Below are 18,026 nucleotides of genomic sequence, written 5' to 3'. Positions count from 1 at the left end.
TTAAGAAGCCAGGCTTTTGCGAAACCTGGCCAATGCCACCGCAAAAAACACCAGGCCAATCGCCGCCAGCGCGAGCAAATCCGGCCACACCACACTCACGCCCGCATCCCGGAACAGAATCGCGGCGCTCAGGCTCACAAAGTGGGTCGACGGCGAGCCCTGCATCACCCACTGTAACCACTCGGGCATGCTGTCCAGCGGCGTGCTGCCACCGGAAAGCAACAGCATTGGGATGATCACCGGAATCGCCAGCAAACCGAATTGCGGCGTCGAGCGAGCAAGGGTGGCGAGGAAGATCCCCAGTGCGGTACTCGCAAACAGATACAGCGCGGTCACGAACAGGAACAGGCTCATGGACCCGGCCAGCGGCACGCCGAGCAAACCCTTGACCACCAGCTCCAAAGAGAGCCACGTGCACAGCACCACCACCAGCATGTTGCTCCAGATTTTCGCCAGCATGATTTCCAGTGCGGTCAGGGGCAGTACCAATAAATGGTCGAGCGTGCCGTGCTCGCGCTCGCGCAGCAGTGCGGTGCCGGTCAGCACGATGGCCAGGATGGTGATGTTGTTGACGATCTGGATCACCGCCAGGAACCAACCGCCTTCCAGGTTGGTGTTGAACAGCGCCCGGGTGGTCAGCTGCGCGGGTAACGTCTGGCTGGACTCGGCCTGGCCGCTGTAGCTGAGCAACTCACGCTGGAAAATCCTGCCGATGTAGCCGGCCCCCATGAACGCCTGGCTCATCGCCGTGGCATCGACGTTCACCTGCACGCCCGGCTGACGCCCGGCCAACAGGTCGGCCTGGAAATTTGCCGGCACGTTGATCACGAAGGTGTACTCGCCGCTGTCCATGACCTTATCCAGTTGGTCATAGGCCAGCGGCGCGGGTGGTTGAAATTCCGGTGGCAGTAATGCTTCGGCCATCTGCCGGGACAGCGCGCTGTGGTCTTCATCGACAAAGGCCACGCTGGCGTTGTGCACGCCAATCACCGAGCCGGCGGCAGGCATGTAGATCGCGACGGTAAAGGCGTAGGCCAGAAACAGCAGCAACACGCTGTCGTGGCGCAGGCTGGTGAGTTCCTTGATCCCCAGGCGCAGGATGTGAGCGAGCTTGTGCATCAGGCCTCCTGCTTCTTGAGCATGATTAAACTCAGCCCGGTGAACCCGATAAAAAAACCGAACAGCGCCAGGCACTGCGGCCACAACTGGCGCAGGTCGAGGGCTTTGGTGAAGGTGCCTACGGCGATATCCAGAAAGTGGCCGGCGGGGAACAGCGTGCCCATCACTGCGGCCGCACCGTCCAGGGACGAGCGCGGCACGATCAGCCCGGAGAATTGGATGGTCGGCAGGCTGGTGATGATCATGGTGCCGAGTATCGCCGCAATCTGAGTGCGGGTGAACGCTGAGATCAGCAGGCCCATGCTGGTGGTGGCCAGCACGTACAGCAGGCCGCCAAATGCCAGGGTCAACGCGCTGCCTTTAAACGGTACACCGAACAGCCAGCGGTTCATCGCCACCAGCAGCGCGAGGTTCACGAGGCTCACGGCCAGGTACGGCGCCTGTTTGCCGAGCAGGAATTCCAGGCGGGTCAGGGGTGTGGCGTAGAAGTTGGTGATCGAGCCCAGCTCTTTCTCGCGCACGATGCCCAGCGCGGTGAGCATCGCAGGGATAAATGCCAGGATCAGCGCCATCACGCCCGGGCCGATGGCATTCACGCTGACCACGTCCTGGTTGTAGCGAAAGCGCGTTTCGAGCTTGGCGGCGGCTTGGGTGTTCACGGGCAGGCTGCTCAGCGCGGCCAGTTGCTGGAGGTTGCCCTGATGCACGGCTTCCACGTAGTTACGGCTGGTTTCCGCGCGAAACGGCATGCCGCCGTCGAGCCACGCGGCGACGGTGGGTTGGCGACCGGCGTAGAGGTCGCGGCCAAAACCGGGCGGGATTTGCAGCGCCAGTTTGATTTCCGAACGCTGCAGGCGACGGTGCAGTTCGTTTGCGTCGCGGATGGGCGCTTGTTCGGCGAAGTAGCGCGAGCTGCGAAAGGCTTCCAGGTAGGCACGGCTTTGCGGCGTCTGGTCCTGGTCGTAGACGGCGAAGGCGAGGTTTTCCACATCCAGGGAAATCCCGTAGCCGAAGATCACCATCATGAACATCGCCCCCAGCAGGGCGAAGGCCATGCGCACTTTGTCGCGCAGCAGCTCCTTGCCTTCGCGGCTGGCCACCGCCAACAGCCGAGCCGGACTGAACCCGTGTTTGCTGACCGGCGGCGCGCTGGTTTCGCTGACGGTCGCGGCGGTCGCGGCGGGTTCGGGCTCGCCTTGGGCTTGTTGCAGGCAGGTGACGAAGGCCGCTTCCAGCGTGTCGCCGTGGAATTGTTGTTGCAGGGCTGCGGGTGTGTCGCATGCCAGTACTCGGCCGGCGTGCATCAGCGAGATGCGGTCGCAGCGCTCGGCCTCGTTCATGAAGTGGGTGGACAGGAAAATGGTCACGCCCTGTTCGCGGGACAGCTCGATCAGCAATCGCCAGAAATCATCCCGCGCCGCCGGGTCGACGCCCGAGGTGGGCTCATCAAGGATCAGCACTTCGGGGCGATGCAACACGGCCACGGCCAATGAGAGGCGCTGACGCAGGCCAAGGGGCAGCTCGCCTGACGGCTGCTCGGCCACGTCGCCCAGATCGAAACGCTGAATCAACTCATCTATTCGCGGGCCGCTGTCGGCCTTGGGCAAATCGAACAGTTGCGCATGCAGCACCAGGTTCTGGCGCACGCTGAGTTCGCCGTACAGCGAGAAACTTTGCGACATGAAACCCACGCGCTTACGGGTCGCGAGGTCCTTGGCATTCACCGGGTTGCCGAGCAGCGTGGCGCTGCCCTCGGTGGCCGGCATCAGCCCGGTGAGGACTTTCATGGTGGTGGTTTTGCCGCAGCCGTTAGAGCCGAGGAAGCCGAAAATCTCGCCCCGGCCGATGGCAAAGCTGACTTTATCCACCGCCGTGAAATCACCAAAGCGCAGCGTCAGGTCGTGGGCTTCGATAGCGATATCGGTGTTGCCGCTTTCTCGCGGTGGAATCACCAGCGGCTGATTGTTGTGGGCGCTGTCGCCCTGGAAGTGGGTGAAGGCCTCGTCCAGTTTGCCGCTGGGTGTGGCGGCCGCCAGCTCGCGGCTCAAGCCGTCGGCGATCAGTTTGCCGCGATCCAGCATCAGGCAATGTTCGAACTGTTCGGCCTCTTCCATGTAGGCCGTGGCCACCAGCAGCGTGAGCTGCGGGCGTTCGTGGCGTACGGTTTCGACCAGTTCCCAGAAGCGTCGACGCGACAGCGGGTCGACGCCGGTGGTGGGCTCGTCGAGGATCAGCAGGTCCGGGTCGTGGATCAGCGCGCAGCACAGGCCAAGTTTCTGCTTCATGCCACCGGACAGCTTGCCGGCCGGGCGCTCGGCGAAGCGTGCGAGGTCAGTGGCCAGCAGCAGGTTGTGCATGCGCTGCTCGCAATCGGCTTTCGACAGGCCGAACAGCGTGGCGAAGAAGCGGATGTTTTCGCTGATGGATAGCTCGGGATACAAGTTGCCGCCCAGGCCTTGGGGCATGAAGGCGATGCGTGGGTACAGGCTGTTGCGGTGGCGGCGGTCCTCGATAGAGCCACCGAGCACTTCCAGTTGCCCCGCCTGAAGCTTTTTAACCCCGGCGATCAACCCCAGCAGGCTGGACTTGCCCGCGCCATCCGGGCCGATCAAGCCGCAGCGGGTGCCGGCCGGCAAGCTGAAGGCGATGTCGATGAGTGCCTGTTGCTTGCCGTAACGGTGGTTGATTCCCGTGGCGTGCAGCGCCAGGGCGGTCATTTCAGGTTGGCCGGCCAGTCGATATCAGCCGTGCGCACGTAGCCGGCGCCGGGCATGCCCGGTTTGGCTTGCGGTACGGCACTGGGTTGAGTCAGGCGCAGCTTGACGCGGAACACCAGCTTCTGACGCTCGTCGCGGGTCTCGACCTCCTTGGGCGTGAACTGCGATTTGTCGGCGACAAAACTGATTTTCGCCGGCAGCGGTTGCTGGGGCAGGGCGTCGAGCAGGATGCGCGCGTCACTGCCGACGGTCAGGCGGCCGGTGATGGACGCGGGCAGGTACAGGTTCATGTACTGATCATTGGGATCAATCAGCAACAACACACGCCCGCCCGCGCCGAGCACTTCACCCGGCTCGGCCAGGCGTAACTGGATGATGCCGTCGATGGGCGCCCGCAGGCTGCTGTCGTCGATTTCGCTGGTGAGCTGGGCCACTTGGGCCTGGGCCGCGCCAATGGCGGCTTTCACCGCATTGACCTGAGCTTGCGCGGCAACCACGGCGGCGTTGCCGGTGTTCTGACGCGCTTGCTGCTGGTCGATCAACTGGCTGCTGGCGAAGCCGCGCTTATACAGTTCCTGGGTGCGCCTGAGTTCCTGGCCGGCCAGCAGTTGTTCACTCTGGCGCAGTTGCACGTTGGCCTCGGCGGCGGCGAAGTTTTCCTTGGCGCGCAGCACTTCGGCTTCGGCCTGGGCACGTTGGGCTTCGAGGGTGCGGGTGTCCATGCGCGCGAGCAATTGGCCCTTGAGCACCTTGTCACCTTCATCCACGCGCACCTCGGCCAGGCGCCCGGGGATCTTGGCGGCGATCTGCACTTCGGTGGATTCCAGGCGCCCATTGCCCATGCTCAAGCCTTCTGGCAGGCGGTCCTGGGTGGAACGCCAGTAACCGAAGCCACCGGCACCCAGCAACAGGGCGATCAGGGCAATAGCGAAAAGGCGCGACATATGGCGGTTCGTAGACATGGCTGCATCCTGCGGCATTAGCGTTCCAGTGTGACCGGTTTTCCCTCTGGGGGTCTTGATATCGATCAGTTAAAGCAAATGGATGATTGCGGCCCACTGTTCAGGCGTGACCGCCATGACCGAAAGCCGGCTGCCCTTTTGCACCAAGGGCAGTTCGGCAAGGGCGGTTTGTTGCTTCAGGTAACCCAGGCCCAGCACGTTGGGGAAGGTTTTAACGTGTGCCACGTTGATCGCGCTCCACGGATTTTTTTCCGGGCTGGCCTTGGCGTCGAAATAATGGCTGTCCGGCTCCAGTGCGGTCGGGTCCGGGTAGGCAGCCTCGATGATTTTGCCGATACCGGCGATGCCGGGCTCGGGGCAGCTGGAGTGGTAAAAGAAGAACTCGTCACCCACCGCCATGGCGCGTAGAAAATTGCGCGCCTGGTAGTTACGAACCCCGTCCCAGCGCGCTTCGCCGAGCTTTTCCAGGCCGTTGATGGAGAGTTCGTCGGGCTCGGATTTCATCAGCCAGTAGGCCATTTTTACGCTCCAAAAAAAGGCATTGGATAAGTTGTCGGGCAATTCCATGACAAACCGACAGTCGGTTGGCGTCAAGGTTTGCGTGTTGGTTCACGTTACCGCAGAATGCCCGCTTTTAAGCTTGACGCAGCTGCAACGGACTACTTTGGAACGTTGTTGTCATCGTGTACGAGGTGCCTGAAGGGGGGCAATCGATGCAACGTAAACCGGATTTACTATGGATTTTGGTCATTTTGTTTGGTCTGGGCGTCGTGACCACCGGGTATGCGCAGAGCTTGTGGTCGAACAAGACCGATGCGCCCGTTGAACTGGCTCAGCAGCAGCCACACCCGTTCAAGCGTTAACACCTTTTCAAGGCGTCGTTGACTCCAGCGACGCTTCTGCGACATACCACTGCTTATCGGTGACGGTGCCCGCCAGTGGCACGTCCCAGCTCGCCTGCGCCAAGCGCTCGACTTTCTGACATTCATGGGCCAGCCCCAGCAGCGTCGGCTTGCGCCAGCTTTGGCGCCTGGCGAGGTAGGCCAGGCTGCGGTCATAAAACCCGCCGCCCATGCCCAGGCGCCCACCCACATCATCGAAGCCCACCAGCGGCAGCAGCACGAGATCGAGTGCCCATACCGGGCGCTGGCGATTGGCATTCACGCGCGGTTCAAGAATGCGAAAGCGGTTGGGCAACAACTTATCCCCAGGCCGCACACGCTGAAATACCATCTTGGTGCGCGGCCAGGCACTCAGCACCGGCAGGTAAGTGGCCTTGCCCCGGCGCTGAGCGGCGCGCAGCAGCAAGCGCGGATCGATTTCACCGTCCGTCGGTAGATACAAAGAGATATGTTTGGCGCGGCGAAACAGCGGTTGCTGTGCCAGTTGCCGATACAAGCCTTGGGCTGCCTTACGCTGTTCGCTCGGGGTCAGCTCGCGGCGGGCCTTGCGCAACATGCGTCGAAGTTGCGGGCGGGAAAGCGGCGCAGGTTCGGTCATGGTTTTTCGGCTCATAAAACAATGCCAGTCCTGGGACTGGCATTGAGTTTGGGAATTCAGGCTCCCCGACAGAGCCGCTGTCGACTTAGCCCTTGAACCCGAAAGTTCAAGGTGGAAGATGCAGTAGGCTTTAAGGCTTTCCGTCTAGCGGACATGCACACCAGCCCAACGTGCAACTTCCAGGGTAGTGCGAATCGGCTCAGGGACATCGCCGACTGGCAAACACGCCAGGGAGTGGGGCGAGTATACCTTAAACAGCGTTGGCAATCAGCCCTTGGGTGCGTCCGAATCAGTGGAAAGCACCAGATCCACGCGTTCCAGCAGGTCACGCACTTGCTCGCGCGTTGAGCCGCTGGCCTGAACGTCAGGCCGTTCCTGCTTATGCAGCAGATCGTGGGTGATGTTCAGCGCGGCCATCACGGCGATGCGGTCGGCACCGATGACTTTACCGCTGCTGCGGATTTCACGCATTTTGCCATCCAGGTAGCGGGCAGCACTCACCAGGTTGCTGCGTTCTTCCTGGGGGCAGATGATCGAATATTCTTTGTCGAGGATCTGCACGGTAACGCTATTGCTTGAACTCATGAGTCTTGCTCCAGGGCCTTCAGGCGCGAAATCATCGATTCGACCTTACGCCGGGCGATTTCGTTTTTTTCAATGAGGTGAGCGCGTTCCTCGCGCCAGGTCTTTTCCTGAGCTAATAGGAGTCCGTTTTGACTCTTAAGTTGCTCGACCCGATCAATTAGCAATTCGAGTCTGGCCATCAGCGCTTGCAGGTCGGTGTCTTCCATTGGGTTCCACTGGATTTGTCTGATGAATGGCAACTGCAGGATAAACGATCTGACGCCCTTGATAGTCTTGGTACGTCTGCCGGTGCTAGGATACAGCGCTTCATTCTAGACATTGCGCCGTCTGGCGCCTAGCTCACCATGCCTATTCAGAACTCCCCGTACGACGCTTTTTCCAAACTGCTGAGCTCCAGCGGTCATCCTTGCTCGCCTGCCGAACTGCACGGCGTGTTGTTGGGCCGCAGCTGCACGGGTGTTGGCTTCGATGCCGACAACTGGCTGGCTGATGTGGCCGAGCTGCTGGAAACCGAACCGACCGAGAACGTGCGTAACGCGCTGATTGGCCTGCAAGAGATGGTCAAAGGCGAGCTGACCGGTGATGACGTCACCGTGGTCCTGCTGCTGCCGACCGACGACGCACCGCTTACCGAGCGCGCTGCCGCACTGGGCCAATGGTGCCAGGGTTTCCTCCACGGTTTCGGCGTGAACGCCAGCGGCCTGGAACTGAGCACTGATGCCAAAGAAGTGTTGCAAGACTTGGCGGCGATCTCCCAGGTGCAAGATGCCCTGGAAGAGTCCGAAGACGGCGAAGGCGACTATATGGAAGTAATGGAATACCTGCGCGTCGCGCCGCTGCTGCTGTTCACCGAGACCAAGAAGTCCGCTGAACCGGCTGCACCCAAGCCTTCGCTGCACTAAGAAAGGAAGCCCATCTGCCCATGATCCATATCCCGAAAGCGGAATACACCCGTCGCCGCAAGGCGCTCATGGCGCAGATGGAACCCAACAGCATCGCGATTCTGCCGGCCGCCGCCGTGGCCATTCGCAATCGTGATGTCGAGCACGTCTACCGCCAGGACAGCGACTTCCAGTACCTGAGCGGGTTTCCCGAGCCCGAAGCGGTGATCGTGCTGATGCCCGGTCGCCAGCATGGCGAGTACGTGCTGTTCTGCCGCGAACGCAACGCCGAGCGCGAATTGTGGGACGGCCTGCGTGCCGGCACCGAAGGCGCGATTCGTGACTTTGGCGCCGACGATGCATTCCCCATCACCGATATCGACGACATCCTGCCGGGCCTGATCGAAGGCCGCGACCGGGTCTACTCGGCCATGGGCAGCAACGCCGAGTTCGACCGGCATGTGATGGAGTGGATCAACGTGATCCGCTCTAAAGCGCACCTGGGCGCCCAGCCGCCGAACGAATTTGTTGCCCTGGATCATCTGCTTCACGACATGCGCCTGTATAAATCGGCGGCAGAAGTGAAGGTGATGCGCGAGGCCGCACGAATTTCCTGTGCGGCCCACGTGAAGGCCATGCAGGCCAGTCGCGCGGGGTTGTATGAGTTCAGCCTGGAAGCCGAGCTGGATTACGAGTTTCGTAAGGGCGGCGCGAAAATGCCGGCCTATGGCTCCATCGTCGCCGCCGGGCGCAACAGCTGCATTTTGCATTACCAGCAGAATGACGCAGTGCTCAAGGATGGCGACCTGGTGCTGATCGACGCCGGTTGTGAGATTGACTGCTACGCCAGCGACATCACTCGCACCTGGCCGGTCAACGGTACGTTTTCGCCCGAGCAAAAAGCGATTTACGAGATTGTGCTGGCGTCCCAGGAAGCGGCCTTTGCCGAAATTGCGCCGAACAAACATTGGAACCAGGCCCATGAGGCGACGGTAAAAGTCATTACCACCGGGCTGGTGAAACTGGGCCTGTTGCAGGGCGATGTCGACGAATTGATCGCCAGCGAAGCGTACCGGACCTTCTATATGCACCGTGCCGGACACTGGTTGGGCATGGATGTACACGATGTGGGCGAGTACAAGGTCGGTGGCGAATGGCGCGTGTTGGAAGTCGGCATGGCGTTGACCGTGGAACCCGGCATCTATATATCGCCGGACAACCAGAATGTGGCAAAGAAATGGCGTGGCATTGGCGTGCGCATCGAGGACGACGTGGTGGTGACCAAGCAAGGCTGTGAAATCCTGACCGGCGGCGTGCCCAAGACGGTTGTCGAGATCGAAGCGCTGATGGCGGCTGCCCGATGAGCCGCGTTAACCTGGCGATCATCGGCGGCGGCCTGGTGGGTGCGAGCCTGGCGCTGGCGTTGCAAGCGGGCGCCAAGGCGCGGGGTTGGAACATCGTGCTGATCGAACCGTTTGCGCCGGGTGACACGTATCAGCCGAGCTACGATGCGCGTTCCTCGGCGTTGTCTTACGGCGCTCGTCAGATTTATCAGCGCTTGGGCCTGTGGCAAGCCATCTCCCGCCGCGCCGAGCCGATCAAGCAGATTCATGTGTCGGACCGTGGGCGTTTCTCCACTGCGCGGTTATCCGCGATGGAGGAGGGCGTGCCTGCCCTCGGTTATGTGGTGGAAAACGCCTGGCTCGGCCAATGCCTGTGGCAAGGTTTGGACAAAGAAGTGGTGAGCTGGCGCTGCCCGGCCGAAGTCACGCGCATGGAGCCGCTGCCCGATGGCTATCGCCTGACCCTCAATGATGAAACCGTATTGGAGTGCGACCTTGCGGTGCTGGCCGATGGGGGCCGCTCCGGTCTGCGCGAGCAATTAGGCATCGGTGTAAAAACACGCCCGTACAACCAGAGTGCGCTGATCGCCAACATCACCCCAAGCGAAGCGCACAACGGCGAAGCCTTCGAGCGCTTCACCGATGAAGGCCCGATGGCCTTGCTGCCGCTGCCGGACAATCGTTGCGCGCTGGTCTGGACCCGCATCGGCATGGACGCACAGCGCCTGGCCAACCTTGATGAACGCAGTTTCTTGAGCGAATTGCAGGGCGTGTTCGGCTACCGCCTGGGCACCCTGAAGCAAGTGGGCGCCCGTCATTTGTACCCGCTGACTCTGGTGGAGGCGGAAGAACAAGTCCGCTCTCACCTGGCGGTCCTCGGCAATGCGGCTCACAGCCTGCACCCGATTGCCGGGCAGGGTTTCAACCTGTCCCTGCGCGATGCGAATGCCTTGGCCGAAGCCTTGCTGGCTGGGCCGGCGGTGCCGGGTGACCTGGCGACGTTGCAGCGTTATCGCGAGCGCCAGCACCTGGATCAGAAGCTCACGGTGGGGTTCTCCGATCAAGTCACGCGCCTGTTTGGCAGTGCTCAACCCTTGGTGGCCATGGGGCGTAATATGGGCCTGCTGGGCCTGGACCTGCTCCCGCCGGCCAAACGCTGGTTCGCCCGTCAGGCCATGGGCTTGGGTACGCGCCCCGATGCGTAAGTGGTTGGTCCAACGGTTGGGTAAAGCGCGGCTGTTGCGTTGGGTCATGACCCTTTATCCGCCCTATCTCGGGGCGGGGATCAGCGTGCAGCACATGAGCGCTGACTTTCGTCATGTCAAAGTGCGCATGGGGCTGGGCTGGTACAACCGTAATTACGTCGGCACGCAATTTGGCGGCAGCTTGTATTCGATGGTCGATCCGTTCTACATGTTGCTGTTGATGGAGAACCTGGGCCGCGACTACATCGTCTGGGACAAGGCTGCGAGCATCGATTTCATCTCGCCGGGCAAAGGCCCGGTGTACGCCGAATTTTCCATCGACGACGCCTTGCTGGACGAGATTCGTCGACAGACTGAAGGGGGTGAGAAGTACTTGCCCCAGCTTCAGGTGCAGATTCATGACGGCTCCGGCACCCTGGTGGCGCGGGTCGACAAAACCCTTTACGTGCGGCGCAAGCCGCCAGCGAGACAGGCTTAAAGCATGGACATGCGCGCAGATGTGCTGATTGTCGGGGCCGGAATGGTCGGGAGCGCCTTGGCGCTGGCGTTGCAGGGCAGTGGCCTGCAAGTGCTGCTGCTCGATGGCAGCCCGCTGAGCGTCAAGCCGTTCGATCAGGACGCAGCCTTCGAGCCCCGCGTGAGTGCCTTGTCGGCCGCCAGCCAGCGCATCCTCGAGCGCCTGGGCGTGTGGGACGGCATTGTGTCGCGGCGCGCCAGCCCCTATGGCGAGATGCAGGTGTGGGACGGCAGCGGCACGGGGCAAATCCACTTTTCAGCGGCCAGCGTGCACGCCGAAGTGCTGGGGCATATCGTCGAGAACCGCGTGGTTCAGGACGCGTTGCTGGACCGCCTGCACGATTGCGACTTGGGCTTGCTCGCCAATGCGCGCCTGGAACAGATGCGTCGCTCCGGTGATGACTGGCTGCTGACCTTGGCCGACGGCCGCAAATTGCGTGCACCGCTGGTGGTTGCCGCCGACGGTGCCAACTCCGCTGTGCGCCGCCTGACCGGCACCGCGACGCGCGAGTGGGATTACCTGCATAACGCCATCGTCACCAGCGTGCGCAGCAGCCAGGCTCACCAGCGCACGGCATGGCAACGCTTCACCGATAGCGGCCCGCTGGCATTTTTACCGCTGGTACGGGAGGGGCAAGAGGAGTGGTGTTCGATCGTCTGGTCGACCACCCCGGCGGAATCCGAGCGCTTGATGGCGCTGGATGACGACAGCTTTTGCCGTGAACTGGAGCGCGCCTTTGAAGGGCGGCTCGGCACAGTGATCAGCGCCGACCCGCGCGTTTGTGTGCCCTTGCGTCAACGCCACGCCAAGCGCTATGTGGCCGAAGGCCTGGCGTTGATCGGCGATGCCGCCCATGTGATCCACCCGTTGGCGGGGCAAGGCGTGAACCTGGGTTTTCTCGATGCAGCAGTGCTGGCCGAAGTGTTGCTGGCGGCCACCGAGCGCGGCGAGCGCCTGGCCGATGTGAAGGTGCTGAGCCGCTACGAGCGCCGGCGCATGCCGCACAACCTGGCGCTGATGGCGGCGATGGAAGGTTTTGAGCGGTTGTTCCAGGCCGATCAACTGCCTTTACGCTGGCTGCGCAACGCCGGGTTGAAAATGGTCGACCAGATGCCCGAAGCCAAAGCGGTTTTTGTACGTCAGGCCCTGGGGTTGACGGGCGATCTGCCGGAGCTGGCCAAGCCCTGACTTGAAATGCAGTCTCTGTGGGAGCCGGGCTTGCCCGCGATGAGGCCATCAGCGCTCGCGCCAATCCGGCCATGCAACATCTGGTAACGCCTCCACCGAGCGCTACCAAATGTGAGTCCTTATCATTTGCCTTCTTTTTGCAAATGAGAGACCGCACCCATGTTGGCACCCAAGCGCCTCCTGACTGCCCTGGCACTCACCCTTATCGGCAGCACCACCGTGCAGGCGGCCGACGAAGTCGTGGTCTACTCCTCGCGTATCGACGAACTGATCAAGCCGGTGTTCGACGCCTACACCCAGAAAACCGGGGTGCAGGTGAAGTTCATCACCGACAAGGAAGCCCCGCTGATGCAGCGGATCAAGGCCGAAGGCGAAAACGCCACCGCTGACCTGCTGCTGACCGTCGACGCCGGCAACCTCTGGCAGGCCGAGCAAATGGGCATCCTGCAACCGTTCACCTCTGCGGTGATCGACAAGAACATTCCCCTGCAATACCGCGCCTCCAGCCACGCATGGACTGGCCTTAGCCTGCGTGCGCGGACCATCGCCTATTCCACTGACCGCGTAAAACCGGGCGACTTGACCACCTATGAAGCCCTGGCCGACAAGCAGTGGGAAGGTCGACTGTGCCTGCGCACAGCGAAAAAGGTCTACAACCAGTCGCTGACGGCCACCCTGATCGAAACCCATGGCGCGGCCAAGACTGAAGAAATCGTCAAAGGCTGGGTCAACAACCTGTCCACCGACGTGTTCTCCGATGACATCGCAGTGCTCGAAGCCATTAACGCCGGGCAGTGCGACGTGGGTATCGTCAACACCTACTACTATGGTCGCCTGCACAAGCAGAAGCCGGACCTGGCGGTGAAGCTGTTCTGGCCGAACCAGGGCGACCGTGGCGTACACGTGAACCTGTCGGGCATTGGCCTGACCAAGCACGCACCGCACCCGGAGGCTGCCAAGGCCCTGGTGGAGTGGATGACTACGGCTGAGGCGCAGAAGATTTTTGCCGATGTGAACCAGGAGTTCCCGGCTAACCCCGCCGTGCCGCCATCAGCGGAAGTAGCGACCTGGGGCAAGTTCATCGCCGATACCTTGCCGGTGGAGGTGGCAGGCAAGCGCCAGGCTGAGGCCATTCGCCTGATGGACCGCGCCGGCTGGAACTAAAATTTTAGAACGCCGCTGATCAACATGTGGGAGCGGGTGTGCTCGCGAAGGCGTCGTGTCAGTCGATACATGTGTGACTGATACACCTCTTTCGCGAGCACGCCCGTTCCTGCATGGGTTGGTGGTGTTTTCAAGACAACTGACATTCTGAGAATTTTTCATTGGCCCACCCCGCCCAACGCCGCTGGTACCTGCCGGTCTTCACCGTCGCCGCTCTGGTACTGCTGCCGCTGAGCGTGCTGTTGCTGTCCTGGCAGAGCATCGACACACAGATCTGGGCGCACCTGTGGGACACGCAGATGCCACGTCTGCTGGGCAACACGCTGACCCTGGTGTTGGGCGTCGGTGTCGGTGTGACGCTGCTGGGCGTGAGCCTGGCCTGGCTGACCAGCCTCTGCGAATTTCCCGGGCGGCGCTGGCTCGACTGGGCGCTGATGTTGCCCTTCGCTATTCCCGCCTACGTGCTGGCCTTTGTGTTTGTCGGCCTGCTCGATTTCGCAGGCCCGGTACAAACCCTGCTGCGCGAATGGTGGGGCAGCGGTCTGCGTCTGCCGCGCGTGCGTTCCACTGGCGGTGTGATCATCGTGTTGGTGCTGGTGTTCTACCCCTATGTCTATCTTCTGGCGCGCACCGCGTTTTTGGCTCAGGGCAAAGGCCTGCTGGAGGCGGCGCGCGTGCTTGGCCAGTCACCCTGGCAAGCGTTCTGGCACGTCGCGCTGCCCATGGCGCGCCCGGCGATTGGTGCTGGCGTAGCGTTGGCGTTGATGGAGACCCTTGCAGATTTCGGCGCAGTCTCGGTATTCAATTTCGACACCTTTACCACCGCTATCTACAAAACGTGGTACGGCTTTTTCAGCCTTTCCAGCGCTGCCCAACTCGCCAGCCTGTTGCTGCTGGTGGTCATGCTGGTGTTGTACGGCGAACGACGTGCCCGAGGTGCCAGCCGCGCGGGCAATGAGCGGCCGCGCGGCAAGGCGCTGTATCACCTGCGCGGGTTAAAGGCCGCCGCGGCCAGTGCTTGGTGTGGTTTGGTGTTTGCCTGTGCCTTTGTTATCCCGATGCTGCAACTGGTCGCCTGGTTCTGGCAGCGCGGTCGGTTCGATCTGGATGAGCGTTATACCGGCTTGATCGTTCACACCCTCTACCTGGGCGGTATCGCTGCCCTGATCACGGTCAGCGTTGCGTTGATATTGGCCTTTGCCAATCGCCTGGCGCCTACGCGCGCGATTCGCTCCGGAATCAGCTTGGCCAACGTCGGCTATGCCTTGCCGGGCTCGGTACTGGCGGTGTCGATCATGCTGGCGTTCAGCTACCTGGACCGTGAGCTGGTAGTGCCGTTGTCAGGTTGGCTCGGCGGCGCTGGCAAGCCTTTGTTGCTTGGCAGCCTGTCGGCGCTGGTCCTGGCGTATCTGGTGCGTTTTCTGGCGGTGGCCTATGGGCCGCTGGAAAACAGCCTGGCGCGAATCCGACCGTCTTTACCGGAAGCGGCGCGCAGCCTCGGCGTCAGTGGGCCACGACTGTTTTGCAAAGTGTATCTGCCGCTATTGCTGCCGGGGACATTGAGCGCGGCGCTGCTGGTGTTCGTCGATGTGCTCAAGGAAATGCCGGCGACCCTGCTGATGCGCCCGTTTGGCTGGGACACGCTGGCGGTACGGATCTTTGAAATGACCAGTGAAGGGGAATGGGCGCGGGCGTCGTTGCCGGCGCTGACACTGGTGTTGGTGGGCCTGTTGCCGGTGATCGGCCTGATCCGACGCTCTGCACGACAAATCGGTTAGGTGCCAGTCCTACGGCTTGCGGCTACAATGCGCGGCATTCGGTGCGCTCCGTCTTTCGGGGCGAGTCGCTAAATGTCGCTGCAGGCCTGGTAATACAAGGTGTTCAGCGCAAATGGCAACTCTGCGCATCTTCGCCAAGCCCGGAAGGAGAAACCCATGGGACAGCGTACGCCTCTGTATGACCTGCATCTCGCCCTCGGCGCGAAAATGGTCGATTTTGGCGGTTGGGATATGCCTCTGCATTACGGCTCGCAAGTTGAAGAACACCATCAGGTGCGACGCGACTGCGGGGTGTTCGATGTATCTCATATGACCGTGATTGATGTCACAGGCCTTCAGGCCAAGGAATGGCTCCAGCACCTGCTGGCCAATGATGTCGATCGTTTGCATGGCTGCGGCCGTGCGCTTTACAGCGCCATGCTCAATGAGCAAGGCGGCGTAGTGGACGACATGATCGTCTACCGCACCGAGACGGGCTACCGGTTGGTGGTCAACGCAGCCACCCGTGATCAGGATATGGCCTGGATGCAGGCACAGTTGGGCAGCTACGCGGTGCAACTGCATGAGCGGTCCGAGTTGGCGATGCTTGCCATTCAAGGGCCGCATGCCCGGCAGAAAATCGCCGAATTGGTCACCCAGTCTCGCGGCACGCTGATCCATCAGCTCAAGCCGTTTGAAGGCCAGGTCGACGGCGATTGGTTTATCGCGCGTACGGGTTACACCGGTGAAGATGGCTTGGAAATTGTCCTGCCTGCCGCTCAGGCTCCGGGTTTTTTCAATGACCTGGTCGGCGCCGGCATTTCACCCATTGGCCTTGGCGCCCGCGATACCCTGCGCCTGGAGGCCGGCATGAATCTGTATGGCCAGGATATTCACCAGGCGGTTTCGCCCCTGGCGGCCAATATGGCCTGGAGTATTGCCTGGGAGCCTGCCGACCGCCAATTCATCGGCCGTGCCGCCCTCGAGGCGGAAAAAGCAGGCGGTGTGCGCTACAAATTGGTCGGTCTGGTGCTGGAGGAGCGTGGGGTTTTACGTGCTCACCAAGTGGTTCGTATCGCCAATGTTGGCGAAGGAGAGATCACCAGTGGTAGTTTCTCTCCTACGCTGAGCAAATCCATTGCACTGGCGCGTGTACCGACGGCCACTGCCGATCGGGCCGAAGTGGAAATCCGCGGTAAGTGGTACCCGGTTCGAGTGGTCAAACCGACCTTCGTGCGCCATGGCAAAACCCTGATCTAACTATTCCGGCAGGCCAAAGGCCGCTGACATTTCATCTTGAGGACACAGACTATGAGCGATATCCCTGCCGACCTGCGTTTTGCCGAAAGTCACGAATGGGCCCGTCTGGAAGCTGACGGCACTGTGACCGTCGGTATCTCCGACCATGCTCAGGAAGCGTTGGGTGATGTGGTGTTTGTTGAACTGGCGGAAGTTGGCGCCCAGTTTAAAGCTGAAGGCCAGGCTGGCGTGGTTGAGTCGGTGAAGGCTGCTTCGGATATCTACGCCCCGATTGCTGGCGAAGTGATCGCCGTCAACGAGGAATTGAGTGGCAGCCCTGAGCTGTTGAACTCCGACCCTTACGGCGCCTGGATCTTCAAGCTCAAGCCAAGCAACTCGGCTGATCTGGAAAAACTGCTGGATGCCGCCGGCTACAAAGCCGCCATCGGCGAGTAACCGCGAGCCGTTGGACCCGCGCACATCAATGTGGGAGCTGGCTTGCCTGCGATAGCATCACGGCGGTGTGGTTGAATCACCGCAGTGCCTGTATCGCAGGCAAGCCAGCTCCCACAGTTGATTGCGGACAGCTGGCAGTTTGTCTTTAGCTCGCTTTCAGTACCGCTTTAACCGCCGCGACCGACCGTTCCACGTCCGCTTCTGTCATCGCCGTGAACATCGGCAACGACACGATCAAACGCCCAACACGCTCCGACACCGGGAACATGCCTTCCTTGAAGCCCTGTGCCCGATACAGGCTCAGCAGGTGGATCGGCGGGTAGTGATACCCAATGCCGACGCCGTGGGCTTGCATTTGCTCCATGAAGGTCGCGCGCGCGGGCAGACCGTCCTGGCGCTCCGGCAGTACCAGCTGGAACAGGTGCCAGTTGCTGTTTTCGAAATCCGCTGGCGGCAGTTGCGCGCCGTATGTCTCTTCAAAGTCACTGCCGAAGCACTTGAAGTAGTGCCGTGCCAGATTCTGGCGATGGGCAGTGATCTTCTCGATATGGGCAAATTGCCCCAGGCCGATGGCGGCGGCGATGTCGGTCATGTTGAACTTGCCGCCCAACACATCCACGTCCAGCCCGTCAAAACCGGTACGGGTAACGCCCTGCAGACGATATTTTTCTGCCAGACGGGCTTCCTCGGCATTGTTCAACACCAGGCAACCGCCCTCGGAAGAGGTGATGTTCTTGTTCGCCTGGAAGCTGAACGACACGAAGTCACCGGTTGCACCGATACGTTCGCCATCCCAGCTGGAACCCAAGGCCTGGGCGGCGTCTTCGACGATACGCAGGTTGTACTTGTTGGCCAGTGCATACAGCATCGGCATATCCAGGGGCAGGCCGGCCAGGTAGACCGGGATGATCGCCTTGGTACGTGGGGTGATCGCTGCTTCTACCTGGGCCAGGTCGATGTTGCGGGTGACCGGGTCGATATCGGCAAATACCGGCGTGGCGCCCACTTCCAGAATGACGTTGGCGGTGGCGACCCAAGAGATAGGGGTGGTGATGACTTCGTCACCAGGGCCGATCCCGGCGATGCGCAGGGCAATCTCCATGGTGCAGGTGCCGGAGTTGAAAGTCCGTACCGGACGGCCGCCAAAGTATTCCGACAGTTGTGCTTCGAACGCCTGTACTTTTGGCCCGCTGGTGATCCAGCCTGAGCGCAGGACGTCGCCGACCGCCGAGATGGTGGCTTCATCAATGGTAGGTTTGGAAAACGGCAGAAAGGGCTGTTGGCTCATAACGACGAAGGCATCCGTTTCAGATAGGCGATGAGTAAAAGACGTATCAGTACCGCATGGTTGCACGGTTTGACTGAATATAGCCTGTCATGCGTGAACGAATCG

The 18,026-nt window shown here is 61.3% G+C and carries 18 protein-coding genes and 1 other RNA gene; 10 read left to right on the top strand and 9 right to left on the bottom strand.

What is annotated here, in order from left to right:
- The 4 genes from CPH89_RS08825 to CPH89_RS08810 form a co-directional block, all read right to left on the bottom strand.
- Positions 1 to 1,119, bottom strand: a complete 1,119-nt coding sequence (locus CPH89_RS08825; protein ID WP_053258583.1) for an ABC transporter permease — start codon at positions 1,117 to 1,119, stop codon at positions 1 to 3.
- On the bottom strand, positions 1,119 to 3,836 hold the full coding sequence (gene rbbA, locus CPH89_RS08820; protein ID WP_053258582.1) for a ribosome-associated ATPase/putative transporter RbbA: 2,718 nt from the start codon (positions 3,834 to 3,836) through the stop codon (positions 1,119 to 1,121). Before rbbA ends, CPH89_RS08825 begins: the two co-directional genes overlap by 1 nt.
- Positions 3,833 to 4,798, bottom strand: a complete 966-nt coding sequence (locus CPH89_RS08815; protein WP_053258812.1) for an HlyD family secretion protein — start codon at positions 4,796 to 4,798, stop codon at positions 3,833 to 3,835. The genes rbbA and CPH89_RS08815 overlap by 4 nt, the downstream gene beginning before the upstream one ends.
- Before the next feature lie 69 nt (positions 4,799 to 4,867).
- Positions 4,868 to 5,317 carry an EVE domain-containing protein gene (locus tag CPH89_RS08810; protein WP_053258581.1) on the bottom strand — a complete coding sequence of 150 codons (450 nt, stop codon included), beginning with the start codon at positions 5,315 to 5,317 and terminating at the stop codon, positions 4,868 to 4,870.
- A 194-nt stretch (positions 5,318 to 5,511) separates the two neighbouring features.
- On the opposite strand from CPH89_RS08810, the gene CPH89_RS30360 reads away from it, so the two are divergent.
- Positions 5,512 to 5,661 (top strand): hypothetical protein, encoded by a 150-nt coding sequence (locus CPH89_RS30360; protein ID WP_096236759.1) that lies wholly within the window; start codon positions 5,512 to 5,514, stop codon positions 5,659 to 5,661.
- A 7-nt stretch (positions 5,662 to 5,668) separates the two neighbouring features.
- On the opposite strand, the gene CPH89_RS08800 is transcribed toward CPH89_RS30360, so the two are convergent.
- From CPH89_RS08800 to CPH89_RS08785, 4 genes are all read right to left on the bottom strand, one after another.
- Positions 5,669 to 6,298 (bottom strand): 5-formyltetrahydrofolate cyclo-ligase, encoded by a 630-nt coding sequence (locus CPH89_RS08800; protein WP_053258580.1) that lies wholly within the window; start codon positions 6,296 to 6,298, stop codon positions 5,669 to 5,671.
- A gap of 58 nt (positions 6,299 to 6,356) precedes the next feature.
- Positions 6,357 to 6,535: non-coding RNA, 6S RNA (gene ssrS / locus CPH89_RS08795), on the bottom strand.
- A 30-nt stretch (positions 6,536 to 6,565) separates the two neighbouring features.
- A complete protein-coding gene (locus tag CPH89_RS08790) occupies positions 6,566 to 6,883 on the bottom strand; it encodes a cell division protein ZapA (RefSeq protein WP_005792389.1) in 318 nt (105 codons plus the stop codon).
- On the bottom strand, positions 6,880 to 7,089 hold the full coding sequence (locus tag CPH89_RS08785) for a TIGR02449 family protein (protein ID WP_003177365.1): 210 nt from the start codon (positions 7,087 to 7,089) through the stop codon (positions 6,880 to 6,882). Before CPH89_RS08785 ends, CPH89_RS08790 begins: the two co-directional genes overlap by 4 nt.
- 138 nt (positions 7,090 to 7,227) lie before the next feature.
- Here CPH89_RS08785 and CPH89_RS08780 point away from each other — a divergent pair, with 138 nt between their 5' ends.
- The 9 genes from CPH89_RS08780 (at position 7,228) to gcvH (ending at position 16,633) form a co-directional block, all read left to right on the top strand.
- Complete coding sequence (locus CPH89_RS08780) at positions 7,228 to 7,785, top strand: YecA/YgfB family protein (RefSeq protein ID WP_053258579.1); 558 nt, start codon at positions 7,228 to 7,230, stop codon at positions 7,783 to 7,785.
- Positions 7,786 to 7,805: 20 nt separating this feature from the next.
- On the top strand, positions 7,806 to 9,128 hold the full coding sequence (pepP, locus tag CPH89_RS08775; protein ID WP_053258578.1) for a Xaa-Pro aminopeptidase: 1,323 nt from the start codon (positions 7,806 to 7,808) through the stop codon (positions 9,126 to 9,128).
- On the top strand, positions 9,125 to 10,312 hold the full coding sequence (ubiH, locus tag CPH89_RS08770; RefSeq protein ID WP_053258577.1) for a 2-octaprenyl-6-methoxyphenyl hydroxylase: 1,188 nt from the start codon (positions 9,125 to 9,127) through the stop codon (positions 10,310 to 10,312). The genes pepP and ubiH overlap by 4 nt, the downstream gene beginning before the upstream one ends.
- The gene (locus CPH89_RS08765; protein ID WP_053258576.1) at positions 10,305 to 10,790 is read left to right on the top strand and encodes a DUF4442 domain-containing protein; all 486 of its coding nucleotides are present in this window, start codon (positions 10,305 to 10,307) and stop codon (positions 10,788 to 10,790) included. Before ubiH ends, CPH89_RS08765 begins: the two co-directional genes overlap by 8 nt.
- Positions 10,791 to 10,799: 9 nt before the next feature.
- On the top strand, positions 10,800 to 12,017 hold the full coding sequence (locus CPH89_RS08760) for a 2-octaprenyl-3-methyl-6-methoxy-1,4-benzoquinol hydroxylase (RefSeq protein ID WP_167422788.1): 1,218 nt from the start codon (positions 10,800 to 10,802) through the stop codon (positions 12,015 to 12,017).
- Between the two features lie 159 nt (positions 12,018 to 12,176).
- The gene (locus tag CPH89_RS08755; protein WP_053258574.1) at positions 12,177 to 13,181 is read left to right on the top strand and encodes an extracellular solute-binding protein; all 1,005 of its coding nucleotides are present in this window, start codon (positions 12,177 to 12,179) and stop codon (positions 13,179 to 13,181) included.
- A gap of 161 nt (positions 13,182 to 13,342) precedes the next feature.
- The gene (locus CPH89_RS08750; protein ID WP_053258573.1) at positions 13,343 to 14,959 is read left to right on the top strand and encodes an ABC transporter permease; all 1,617 of its coding nucleotides are present in this window, start codon (positions 13,343 to 13,345) and stop codon (positions 14,957 to 14,959) included.
- Positions 14,960 to 15,115: 156 nt separating this feature from the next.
- Complete coding sequence (gene gcvT, locus CPH89_RS08745; RefSeq protein WP_053258572.1) at positions 15,116 to 16,198, top strand: glycine cleavage system aminomethyltransferase GcvT; 1,083 nt, start codon at positions 15,116 to 15,118, stop codon at positions 16,196 to 16,198.
- A 51-nt stretch (positions 16,199 to 16,249) separates the two neighbouring features.
- Positions 16,250 to 16,633, top strand: a complete 384-nt coding sequence (gene gcvH, locus CPH89_RS08740) for a glycine cleavage system protein GcvH (protein ID WP_053258571.1) — start codon at positions 16,250 to 16,252, stop codon at positions 16,631 to 16,633.
- A 145-nt stretch (positions 16,634 to 16,778) separates the two neighbouring features.
- Here the strand turns inward: gcvH and CPH89_RS08735 are convergent, their stop codons facing one another.
- Complete coding sequence (locus CPH89_RS08735; RefSeq protein WP_053258570.1) at positions 16,779 to 17,921, bottom strand: DegT/DnrJ/EryC1/StrS family aminotransferase; 1,143 nt, start codon at positions 17,919 to 17,921, stop codon at positions 16,779 to 16,781.
- Positions 17,922 to 18,026: the final 105 nt, after the last annotated feature.

Origin of the sequence: Pseudomonas fluorescens, assembly GCF_900215245.1 — a bacterium.
Classification (GTDB): domain Bacteria; phylum Pseudomonadota; class Gammaproteobacteria; order Pseudomonadales; family Pseudomonadaceae; genus Aquipseudomonas; species Aquipseudomonas fluorescens.
Note: the sequence above shows the minus strand (reverse complement) of the source record. Positions and strands in the feature narration are given on the sequence as shown.

Coding starts and splice junctions, on each gene's coding strand:
- CPH89_RS08780 (WP_053258579.1), top strand. CDS start 7,228: ATGCCTATTCAGAACTCCCCGTACGACGCTTTTTCCAAACTGCTGAGC.
- CPH89_RS08735 (WP_053258570.1), bottom strand. CDS start 17,921: ATGAGCCAACAGCCCTTTCTGCCGTTTTCCAAACCTACCATTGATGAA.
- CPH89_RS08790 (WP_005792389.1), bottom strand. CDS start 6,883: ATGAGTTCAAGCAATAGCGTTACCGTGCAGATCCTCGACAAAGAATAT.
- CPH89_RS30360 (WP_096236759.1), top strand. CDS start 5,512: ATGCAACGTAAACCGGATTTACTATGGATTTTGGTCATTTTGTTTGGT.
- CPH89_RS08815 (WP_053258812.1), bottom strand. CDS start 4,798: ATGTCTACGAACCGCCATATGTCGCGCCTTTTCGCTATTGCCCTGATC.
- rbbA (WP_053258582.1), bottom strand. CDS start 3,836: ATGACCGCCCTGGCGCTGCACGCCACGGGAATCAACCACCGTTACGGC.
- CPH89_RS08755 (WP_053258574.1), top strand. CDS start 12,177: ATGTTGGCACCCAAGCGCCTCCTGACTGCCCTGGCACTCACCCTTATC.
- CPH89_RS08800 (WP_053258580.1), bottom strand. CDS start 6,298: ATGACCGAACCTGCGCCGCTTTCCCGCCCGCAACTTCGACGCATGTTG.
- CPH89_RS08810 (WP_053258581.1), bottom strand. CDS start 5,317: ATGGCCTACTGGCTGATGAAATCCGAGCCCGACGAACTCTCCATCAAC.
- CPH89_RS08765 (WP_053258576.1), top strand. CDS start 10,305: ATGCGTAAGTGGTTGGTCCAACGGTTGGGTAAAGCGCGGCTGTTGCGT.
- CPH89_RS08785 (WP_003177365.1), bottom strand. CDS start 7,089: ATGGAAGACACCGACCTGCAAGCGCTGATGGCCAGACTCGAATTGCTA.
- ubiH (WP_053258577.1), top strand. CDS start 9,125: ATGAGCCGCGTTAACCTGGCGATCATCGGCGGCGGCCTGGTGGGTGCG.
- pepP (WP_053258578.1), top strand. CDS start 7,806: ATGATCCATATCCCGAAAGCGGAATACACCCGTCGCCGCAAGGCGCTC.
- CPH89_RS08825 (WP_053258583.1), bottom strand. CDS start 1,119: ATGCACAAGCTCGCTCACATCCTGCGCCTGGGGATCAAGGAACTCACC.
- gcvT (WP_053258572.1), top strand. CDS start 15,116: ATGGGACAGCGTACGCCTCTGTATGACCTGCATCTCGCCCTCGGCGCG.
- gcvH (WP_053258571.1), top strand. CDS start 16,250: ATGAGCGATATCCCTGCCGACCTGCGTTTTGCCGAAAGTCACGAATGG.
- CPH89_RS08760 (WP_167422788.1), top strand. CDS start 10,800: ATGCGCGCAGATGTGCTGATTGTCGGGGCCGGAATGGTCGGGAGCGCC.